General features: G+C 69.7%; 11 protein-coding genes. 5 read left to right on the forward strand and 6 right to left on the reverse strand.

Annotated features, from left to right (window positions below; genetic code table 11):
• Positions 1 to 26: 26 nt before the first annotated feature.
• Positions 27 to 935: a LysR family transcriptional regulator gene (locus AB0I12_RS29610; RefSeq protein WP_359935617.1), complete on the reverse strand. Its 909-nt coding sequence runs from the start codon at positions 933 to 935 to the stop codon at positions 27 to 29.
• 73 nt (positions 936 to 1,008) lie between these two features.
• Here AB0I12_RS29610 and AB0I12_RS29615 point away from each other — a divergent pair, with 73 nt between their 5' ends.
• Positions 1,009 to 1,923, forward strand: a complete 915-nt coding sequence (locus AB0I12_RS29615; RefSeq protein ID WP_359935619.1) for an EamA family transporter — start codon at positions 1,009 to 1,011, stop codon at positions 1,921 to 1,923.
• Here AB0I12_RS29615 and AB0I12_RS29620 read toward each other — a convergent pair.
• A complete protein-coding gene (locus tag AB0I12_RS29620) occupies positions 1,870 to 2,508 on the reverse strand; it encodes a flavin reductase family protein (RefSeq protein ID WP_359935621.1) in 639 nt (212 codons plus the stop codon). The two genes, AB0I12_RS29615 and AB0I12_RS29620, sit on opposite strands and share 54 nt — an antisense overlap.
• A gap of 33 nt (positions 2,509 to 2,541) precedes the next feature.
• Here AB0I12_RS29620 and AB0I12_RS29625 point away from each other — a divergent pair, with 33 nt between their 5' ends.
• Complete coding sequence (locus AB0I12_RS29625; RefSeq protein ID WP_359935623.1) at positions 2,542 to 3,588, forward strand: serpin family protein; 1,047 nt, start codon at positions 2,542 to 2,544, stop codon at positions 3,586 to 3,588.
• Here the strand turns inward: AB0I12_RS29625 and AB0I12_RS29630 are convergent.
• Together AB0I12_RS29630 and AB0I12_RS29635 are read right to left on the reverse strand one after the other, a co-directional pair.
• Positions 3,579 to 4,253: a TIGR03943 family protein gene (locus AB0I12_RS29630; RefSeq protein WP_359935625.1), complete on the reverse strand. Its 675-nt coding sequence runs from the start codon at positions 4,251 to 4,253 to the stop codon at positions 3,579 to 3,581. The genes AB0I12_RS29625 and AB0I12_RS29630 overlap by 10 nt on opposite strands.
• Positions 4,250 to 5,266 carry a permease gene (locus AB0I12_RS29635; RefSeq protein WP_359935627.1) on the reverse strand — a complete coding sequence of 339 codons (1,017 nt, stop codon included), beginning with the start codon at positions 5,264 to 5,266 and terminating at the stop codon, positions 4,250 to 4,252. The genes AB0I12_RS29630 and AB0I12_RS29635 overlap by 4 nt, the downstream gene beginning before the upstream one ends.
• Positions 5,267 to 5,340: 74 nt before the next feature.
• Here AB0I12_RS29635 and AB0I12_RS29640 point away from each other — a divergent pair, with 74 nt between their 5' ends.
• The gene (locus AB0I12_RS29640) at positions 5,341 to 6,480 is read left to right on the forward strand and encodes a serpin family protein (protein WP_359935629.1); all 1,140 of its coding nucleotides are present in this window, start codon (positions 5,341 to 5,343) and stop codon (positions 6,478 to 6,480) included.
• On the opposite strand, the gene AB0I12_RS29645 is transcribed toward AB0I12_RS29640, so the two are convergent.
• Together AB0I12_RS29645 and AB0I12_RS29650 are read right to left on the reverse strand one after the other, a co-directional pair.
• The gene (locus AB0I12_RS29645; protein WP_359935631.1) at positions 6,461 to 7,003 is read right to left on the reverse strand and encodes a TetR family transcriptional regulator; all 543 of its coding nucleotides are present in this window, start codon (positions 7,001 to 7,003) and stop codon (positions 6,461 to 6,463) included. The two genes, AB0I12_RS29640 and AB0I12_RS29645, sit on opposite strands and share 20 nt — an antisense overlap.
• The gene (locus tag AB0I12_RS29650; protein ID WP_359935633.1) at positions 6,978 to 7,409 is read right to left on the reverse strand and encodes an SRPBCC family protein; all 432 of its coding nucleotides are present in this window, start codon (positions 7,407 to 7,409) and stop codon (positions 6,978 to 6,980) included. Before AB0I12_RS29650 ends, AB0I12_RS29645 begins: the two co-directional genes overlap by 26 nt.
• 141 nt (positions 7,410 to 7,550) lie before the next feature.
• Between AB0I12_RS29650 and AB0I12_RS29655 the strand changes: the two genes are divergently transcribed.
• On the forward strand, positions 7,551 to 7,745 hold the full coding sequence (locus tag AB0I12_RS29655; protein WP_359935635.1) for a hypothetical protein: 195 nt from the start codon (positions 7,551 to 7,553) through the stop codon (positions 7,743 to 7,745).
• Positions 7,746 to 7,747: 2 nt separating this feature from the next.
• On the forward strand, positions 7,748 to 8,422 hold the full coding sequence (locus AB0I12_RS29660) for a PhzF family phenazine biosynthesis protein (RefSeq protein WP_359935646.1): 675 nt from the start codon (positions 7,748 to 7,750) through the stop codon (positions 8,420 to 8,422).
• Positions 8,423 to 8,525 lie beyond the last annotated feature (103 nt).

Consider the following 8,525-nt stretch of genomic DNA (forward strand, 5'->3'; position numbering starts at 1 on the left):
CGGTCGCGCAAAGTGATCACAACCGATCAGGCGGTGTCCCGGTCGGGCCAGGCGGCCTTCAGCGTCGCGAGCGTGACGGTGATCGCCGGGCGGCGCGAGGTCGTGGTGCGCCACACGGCGTACAAGCGGCGGCTCGGGGCAGGCTGCAGCGGTACGACGACCACGCCGTCGGGGACCGGTCCGCGGCCGAGGCGGGGGAGCAGGCCGATACCGAGGCCGCGGTCGAGCATCGCCAACTGGGTCTGGTACTCCGCGACCGAGTACGCGACCTCCGGCTCCACGCCCGCGCGGCGCATCGTCCGGATCAGCCACTCGTAGCAGATCGACCCGACGGGCTGGCAGATCCAGCGCTCGCCGACGAGATCCTCCGCGCGGACGAACTCCTTGCCTGCCAGGCGATGCGTCGCCGGCACCAGGACGTCGGCGGGGTCCGTGCCGAGCTTCACCCGGGACAGCCCATCCGGCAGTGCGAGCGGGGTGTTGTGCCAGTCGTGGACGATCGCGATGTCGATCTCGCCGCGGTTCACCGCCGCCACGGCCTCGAACGGATCGGTCTCGAGCACCCGGACGTCCAGCTGCGGGTGATCGTCGACCAGCCGGGCGAGAGCGGGCGGCAGCAATCCGCGGGCCGCGGTCGGGAACGCGGCGATGCCGAGTGTCCCGATCGCCTGACCGCGTTGCTCTTCCAGTGTCAGCTCGGCGTCCTCGACCAGCTCGAGGATCCGCGCGGCCGTCGACGCCAACTGCCGGGCCGCGTCGGTCAGCACGATCCCGCGGCCTTGACGCTCGATCAGCGTCGTCCTGGTCTCCCGCTCCAATTTCGTCAGCTGCTGCGACACCGCCGACGGTGTGTAGCCGAGCACCTCGGCCGCCCGGTTGACCGATCCGTACTGCGCCACGGCGTGCAGTGCGCGGAGCCGCCCGAGATCGATCATGTAGCTCTCCTACATTGATAGCGGTAGTAATCGGTGCTGGTCCTTAAGTGTACTCCGGCCGAGACTGGACAGCATGAAGCCTCGTGACCTGCTCCTCGCCCTCGCCGCCGTCGTTGTCTGGGGCATCAATTTCGTGGTGATCGAGGTCGGTCTGGAAGGCGTTCCGCCGCTGCTGCTGTCCGCGCTGCGGTTCTTCTTCGTCGCCGTCCCGGCGATCTTCGTGCTCGGCGGACCACGCGTCCCCTGGCGGTACGTCGTGGGCGTCGGACTCGCGCTGGGCGTGGCGAAGTTCGGGCTGCTGTTCATCGCGATGGACCACGGCGTACCGGCGGGTCTGGCGTCGCTCGTGTTGCAGAGTCAGGTGATCTTCACGGTCCTGATCGCGATCACCGTCCTGCGGGAACGCCCGCGCCCCGCACACCTCGTCGGCATCGCGATCGCCTGCGCCGGGATCGTCCTGATCGTCCTCGACCGCAAGCTGTCCGCCCCGCTCGGCGCACTCGTCCTGGTGATCGTCGCCGGCGCGTCCTGGAGCATCTCCAACACGATCACCCGGTACGCCAAGCCGCCGGACATGCTGCGCTTCATGGTGTGGATCAGCGCGGTCGCCGTCGTACCGCTGCTGATCCTCTCGCTGCTCACCGAAGGCCCGCGCGCCGACGCCGAGGCACTCCGCACCATCGACCTGAGCGGCATCGGCGCGATCGCCTACCTCGCCTTCGGGGCCACCCTGTTCGGCTTCGGTGTCTGGGGTTACCTGCTCCGGCAGTACGCCGCCAGCACGGTCGCGCCGTTCTCGCTGCTGGTGCCCGTCGTCGGCATGTCCGCGGCGTGGGTACTGCGCGGCGAGGCCGTCGGTCCGCAGCAGGCGATCGCCGCGGTGCTCGTCATCGGGGGCATGGCGTGCACGATCGTCCGACGGCCCGCGCCGCGGTCAGCTGTTCGTACCGACGACCATCGGCGGCATCTGCCAGCCCCGAGCAAGTGACGACGGGTACGCCGGTGCGCCGCCCGCGAAGTACTCGGTGAACTTCATGATCAGCGGGTCCCAGCGCAGCGGGTCGATGTAGCGCTCGTTGCTCATCAGCAGGTCCTCACGCACCCGGACCCGCTCGACCGTCATCTCCAGCGCGCACAGGTGCGAGTCCGGCCCGCCGATCCCGCTGATCGACTCGATCCGGCCCTCCAGGTTGATCGGGCTCTCCAGGACCGAGTCGAGGCCGGGCAGCTCGCTCGGCTCACGGGTCAGCCCGCCGGCCGCGAACTTGTCGGGCTCGTGCCGGTACCCGCGGGCCCGCTTCGCGTCGGACATCTCCGCGGACCCGGTCAGCAGCGCGATCCGGTCGAGCGCCGCGACCATCGCGGGGTCGACCAGGTTCAGCACCAGCTCCGGCCGCTCGGTCAGGTTCTTCACGGTCTGTGCGCTCGTCCCCATTCCGAGCATCGCGGTGTAGCCGAGCCACCAGGCCGACGACATCGGGGCGAGATTCGTAGTGCCGTCGGGGTTGGCGGAGCTGATCAGGACGACCGGCGTACCGAAGTACAGGACCTTGGGCTCGACTGTGCGCTTCATGGAGATGAAACGCTGGTGCGCCAGGATGTGTGAGTGGACGCATCTCAAGTCGGTCGCCTGACCGCACGATGGATCGCCGAACTGCCCGGCGAGGACAGCACCGTGATCTCCGGGCTCGGCGTCCAGCCGCTGCTCGCGATGCTGGCCGAGGTTGCGGACGAACCGGCCCACACCGAGCTGGCCGACGCCGCCGGCGGCCGGTACGGCGGTCTGCTGGAGGCGCCCGATCTGCGGATGGCGTTGGGACTGTGGACGCGTCCGGAGATCGAACTGCAGCCGGGCGTGGACCGGTTCCTGCCGCCGGAGGTCCGCGGGACGCTGACCGACCGCGCCGCCCTGGACGCCTGGGTGGTCGAGCGGACGGACGGGTTGCTGCGCCGGATGCCGGTCCAGGTCACTCCTGACGTGTTGCTGGTGCTCGCGTCGGCGCTGGTGCTGAAGACGGAGTGGGCGCTGCCGTTCGAGGAGTACCCGCGCAACGATCGGCGCTGGCTGAGCCGGGCGGATCCGGACCTCGACAGCCTTCAGGTGTACGACACCGTGACGGGTCCGTTGACCATGGTGACGGTGCGCGGGATCGGGGAGTTCGACGTACGGCTGGTCATCGGTGACGGCGGGCGGGCGGCGGTGCTCGGCGCGGCGCTGGAGCTCGACGGCGACGGGCTGAGCGGGACCGAGGTGCTGGCGGCCGAGCGGTCGGCGCCTGGTGTCGAGGTGATCGAGTCGATGCAGCCGGTCGTCGCGCTGTCGATGCCGTACTTCGAGATCGAGGCGGAGCACGATCTGCTGGAGCATGCCTCGGTGTTCGGGTTGAGCGCGGCATCCGACACGCGGACAGGACACTTCCCGGGGCTGAGTCCGCAACCGTTGGCGATCGGCCAGGCGAAACAGGCCGTGCTCGCACGGTTCTCGGCCACCGGGTTCGAGGCGGCCGCGGTCACCGCGATGCCGATGGCCGCGGGCTCCGCGGCGTTCGGCGCGAAGGCGCTGTACGTGAACCTCGAGCGGCCGTTCGCCTTCCTCGCCGTACACCGGCCGACCGGCGTGCCGGCGGTCGCGGGCTGGGTGAACTACTCGTAGGGGTTGGCTGGGGCGGTCACCGGCTTGACCGTCGTGATGGTGAGCGCGGCGACGTCGCCGTCGACCCGCCGCGTCGGCTCCGCCCACTCGCCGGTCACGGTCACCCACTGGTTCTTGGCGGGCGCGGCCTGGCCGCGGGCTTCGACCATGAACGCCGTACCGTCCGCGACGCAGCAGGTCAGGCCGATGCGCGTCACGTACCAGACGCCGTTCTTCGCCGGGGTGACGAAGCCGGTCAGCTGGAACGACTTGCCTTTCATCGTCTCCTTCTCCCACACCGCCCAGACGGCGTAGTCGCGCACCGCGATCGGCTTGGGGCCCGCCGACCCGTCCCAGTACGTGTTTCCCTGCGGGGCGACCGGTTTCGCGGCGACCGGTGACTGCCGTTGCGCCGCGTCCGCGCCGAGCGCGCGCGGATCGACGACGAGCAACGCGAACACCGGGACCAGCAACAACCACGCGGCCCGCGGCAGAGCGTGGTCGTGCGCCGCGCGGGTCCGCACGAGAACGTCTGTCACCGCCAGCGCGATCAGGATCAGCCCGGCCGCGAACAGCATCCACCGCATCCCGGGCTTCACATACCGCAGATACGTCCCGGAGGTCGCGAGCTGCACCATCGCGGCCCCCACGAACACGATCACCAACCCGGCAACGTTGCGCTTCACAGCAACCACCATCCGGCGAGCAGGCTGGCAAGGATTGCGACCACGAAGGTGGCCGGGGCGAACCGGACGGCGAACCTCGGGCCGAAGGTTCCGGTCTGGAGCGCGATCAGTTTCACGTCGACGATCGGGCCGACGACCATGAACGCGAGCCGCGCGGTCAGCGAGAACTGGGTCAGGCTCGCCGCGACGAACGCGTCCGCCTCGGAACAGATCGCCAGCAGGACCGCGAGCAGCCCGAGGATCAGCACCGAGAGCAGCAGGTTCCCCGCGACGTGGTCGAGCCAGGCGCGCGGTACGACGACGTTCAGCGTGGCCGCGGCGGCCGCGCCGATCACCAGGAACCCGCCGGCGTGCAGGAAGTCGTGCAGCATCGCGGACCGGAACACCTCGAACTTGCTGTCGTCGTGCGCGTGCCGGTTCTTCGGCAGCTTCAGCCACGACCCGCCCTTGCCGGTCAGCAACCACAACCAGCCGAGGATCATCGAGACCGCGAGCGACGTGACCGCGCGAGCGACCACGACCTTCGGCTGGCCCGGGAACGCCACCGCCGTCGACGCCAGCACGACCGGGTTGATCGCCGGCGCCGACAACAGGAACGCGATCGCCGCGGCCGGGGTGACACCGCGGGTCATCAACGCCGCCGACACCGGCACCGACGCGCACTCGCAGCCGGGGAGCACAACGCCTGACGCGCTGGCCACCGGTACGGCGAGGGCGGGATGTCTCGGGAGCGCCTTGGCGAAGAACGACGCGGGGACGAACGCGGTGAGCGCAGCCGACAGCAGCACACCGAGCACCAGGAACGGCAGGGCCTGCACCGTCACGCCGACGAACATCGTCGCCCAGGTGCGGATCCCGTCGCCGGTGAACCACGCGTTGAACAGCCTCCGCCCGAACAGCGCGAGCCCGACCAGCAGCACCAGCGTGCCGGTGAACACGATCGACGACCCGGACAGCTCTTTCGCCTGTTGAGCCTCCTGGGCCTCCGGCGTCTCCTGCTCGGCCGTTGTCATGGGCGGAATGCTGGCAGAAATCCCTTGGAAATGAAAATCACCGTCATGTATCAAGTGTGTGGCAGTGTTGAGGTATGGATGCCGATGTGGTGCGCGCAGTCAACGACCTCACCACCCGCTGGGCCCGGACCTTGCCGGCCGAGAACACGGTGGTGGCCGGGCTCGGCCTGTGGCCGTTGCTGGCCCTGCTCGCGACCGGAGCGGACGAGCCCGGGCGCTCCGAGCTCGCCGCCGCGGCCGGAGTGGATCCGGCGACCGCGGCAACCGACGCGATCCGGTTGGTCGAGACCATCGAGAGCTCCGCCGATCTGAACGCCGCGCTCGGCGTGTGGGTCAGTGAGGACCTGAAGCTGGCGGAGACGTTCGACAGCGTGCTGCCGGCGCCGCTCGTCGGCCTCCTGACCGGCAATCCGACGGTCGACAAGGCGAAACTCGACGCCTGGGCCGCCGACCACACTGACGACCTGATCCGGGAGATGCCGCTCGACATCGACGGCGACCTGATGCTGGTGCTGGCGTCGGCGCTGCTGCTGCGGACCACCTGGGTGCGCCCGTTCACCGAGCAGGTCCGCCGCATCGCCGGCGGTCCGTGGGCCGGTTCGTGGCATTGGCTGGAGCGCACGGACACCGACCTCGATTCGGTACGGCGGTACGGCGAGCTGACCGTGGTCACGGTGCGCGGCGAGGCGGATGTCGACGTACTGCTGGGGATCGGGGAGGACGCGCTGCCCGCGCTGCTCGAGGCGGCGGCCCGGCCGGGCGACGGTGTACCGGGCAGTCAGCTGATCGACCAGGACCGGCCCGGTCCCGGGTTGACGATCGGGAAGACGACGGCCGCGCGGCCCGACGTGAAGGTGTCGTTGCCGTCGTTCAGCATCGAGGTCGAGCATGATCTGCTGGCGTCCCAGGAGTTGTTCGGTTTGACGGCGATCGCGTCGGATCCGGGCGCGCGCGGGCATTTCAGTGCGCTCAGCCCGACCCCGCTGCAGCTCGGGCAGGCGAAGCAGAAGGTGCTCGCGCGGTTCTTCGCGACCGGGTTCGAGGCCGCGGCGGTGACCGCGATGGCGATGACGCGGGCCGCGATGATCACGTCGCAGGAGCGCCGGCTGCAGGTCACGTTGGACCGGCCGTTCGCGTTCGTCGCCGTACTGCGGGACTCGCGGTTGCCGATCGTTGCCGGCCGGGTCGAGCGGCCTACCGAACCGGGAGAGTGAACAGCCGGTTGAGCAGCGCGGACGCCTCGTCGACGCCCGCGCGATCACCGGTCAGCAGCAGGTCGAACAGCAGGCCGCGCGACGCGGCCAGACCGAGCCGCGCGTACGCCGGCGCCTGCTCCGGCGGGATACGGGCGCGGACGCAGAGCTCGATCAGCGGCGGCAGCCAGACATTGATCAGGTCGGCCTTGAGAGGCTCGGTGTGCGGCAGGTCCTGCATCGCGTGCGCGCTGAGCTCGAAGAACAGCGGGCCGTACACGAGCGCGGCCTCGGTGACACGGCGCCAGAACTCCTCGGCCTGCTCCTCGATCGGGAGATCGGACAGCGCGGCCAGCAGGTCCCGCTGCTGCTGCTCGACCGTCCGCACCACTTCGGCGAGCAGACCCTCGCGGGAGCCGAAGTGGTAGATCAGCATCCGATGGCTGGTGCCGATCGAGGTCGCGATGCTCCGCAGGCTCGCGTCCCCGATCCCGTTCTTCGCGAAATGCTCGATCGCGTCAGCCAGCAGGGTTGCTCGACTCACTGACTTCCTTCAGCTTGGCGGTCTCGGTGGCGATGTAGTCGCGGGTCAGCTTCGCGTACAGCCGGCCGAAGAGCCAGCCGAGCGGACCTTCCTGGATGATCGTCGCGGTCGCGACGGTGCCGTCCGGCGTACTGACGACGCGGTGGCCGCCCGTGGTCCTGATCCCGGGGGCCTTCGAGACCCACTCGAAGTACTCACCTTCCTTCAGTTCCGTCACCTCCCAGACCGCGACCGGGAGCTTGGGCTGGCGGATCCGGGTGCGGGCGCCGACGTGGATCCGGCCCGCGTCGAGCCGCTCGACGGAATCGACGGTCGGGGTCCAGTCGGGCCACCGCTCGACGTTGCTGAAAACCTCCCAGACCCGCTCGGGCGCGGCCTGGATCGTGCTGGAGTGATCGAAGCGCATGTACCAAATGGTACATGGACCTGAGACACTCACCAACGGGTTCGCAGGGTGTCGACGGGAGCGGGACGCAGCGTGAGCGGTAGGTAAAACCGGGCCCTTGGTGAGTGGCTGGGGTCCGGGGTGCCGGTAGGGTCTGGGGCCATGGCTGACCAGAACGTCCCGCAGAACGTGGAGAACGAGCAGGACCCGGGCGCGAACACGCAGATGTTCCGCGCCTTCGTCAACGAGGGCCAGACCGAGGCCGCCACCGAACCCAAGGTGAACGGCCGGATGCTGGCGATCGTGGGCGGTGCGGTGCTGCTGATCGCGATCATCGCCGCGATCGCGGTTCTCTGAACCTGAACCTCCAGGTCGAGGTCGTCAGGGTCTTCACCGACCCCGACGGCCGGTTCGGCAACCCCCTGGGCATCGTCGACGGCCGCCTCGTCGGTGAGCGCGACCGGCAGCGCGTGGCCGCCGAGCTCGGCTACAGCGAGACCGTGTACGTCGACGACGCCGCCACCGGCACGCTTCGTATCTACTCCGCCACCGGCGAGATGTCCTTCGCCGGCCACCCCACCGTCGGCGCCGCCGCCTGGCTGCACACCCACGGCCACCCCGTCGACACCCTCCACGTCCCCGCCGGCCCCATCCCAATTACCCGCTCCGGCGACCTCTACGCCGTCCGAGCCGACACCACCTGGGGCAGCACCTGGGACTGGCACGAGCTAGCAACCCCCGCCGACGTCCTGGCATCCGACCCCGCGACCTACACCGCCGGCCACACCTTCCTCTGGTCCTGGCAGGACGAGCCCGCCGGCATCATCCGAGCCCGAGCCTTCGCCCCCGCCATGAACGTCGAGGAAGACGAAGCCACCGGCTCAGCCGTAACCCAACTCACCGCGCAACTCCGCCGCGACCTCCTCGTCATCCAAGGCGCCGGCTCCCACCTCCACACCACCTGGCAACCACCAACCCACGCCACAGTCGGCGGCCGCGTAGTCGAGGAACCACCGCGCACACTGACTCTGTAGACCGGTGAGGGACTGTCCGCATAACGGTGTTTCCGGCCCGACGCGCCGACTGTGAGGGTTGGCGGGGAAGGTGCGGCGATGACCGCGACACTGCCGGATGTGG

This window comes from Kribbella sp. NPDC050459, from assembly GCF_040655315.1.
Lineage (GTDB): Bacteria > Actinomycetota > Actinomycetes > Propionibacteriales > Kribbellaceae > Kribbella.

Bases quoted from the DNA above. Each gene is read 5' to 3' on its own strand.
- AB0I12_RS29650 (WP_359935633.1), bottom strand. From the start codon at position 7,409: ATGCGCTTCGATCACTCCAGCACGATCCAGGCCGCGCCCGAGCGGGTC.
- AB0I12_RS29655 (WP_359935635.1), top strand. From the start codon at position 7,551: ATGGCTGACCAGAACGTCCCGCAGAACGTGGAGAACGAGCAGGACCCG.
- AB0I12_RS29620 (WP_359935621.1), bottom strand. From the start codon at position 2,508: ATGAAGCGCACAGTCGAGCCCAAGGTCCTGTACTTCGGTACGCCGGTC.
- AB0I12_RS29635 (WP_359935627.1), bottom strand. From the start codon at position 5,266: ATGACAACGGCCGAGCAGGAGACGCCGGAGGCCCAGGAGGCTCAACAG.
- AB0I12_RS29640 (WP_359935629.1), top strand. From the start codon at position 5,341: ATGGATGCCGATGTGGTGCGCGCAGTCAACGACCTCACCACCCGCTGG.
- AB0I12_RS29615 (WP_359935619.1), top strand. From the start codon at position 1,009: ATGAAGCCTCGTGACCTGCTCCTCGCCCTCGCCGCCGTCGTTGTCTGG.
- AB0I12_RS29610 (WP_359935617.1), bottom strand. From the start codon at position 935: ATGATCGATCTCGGGCGGCTCCGCGCACTGCACGCCGTGGCGCAGTAC.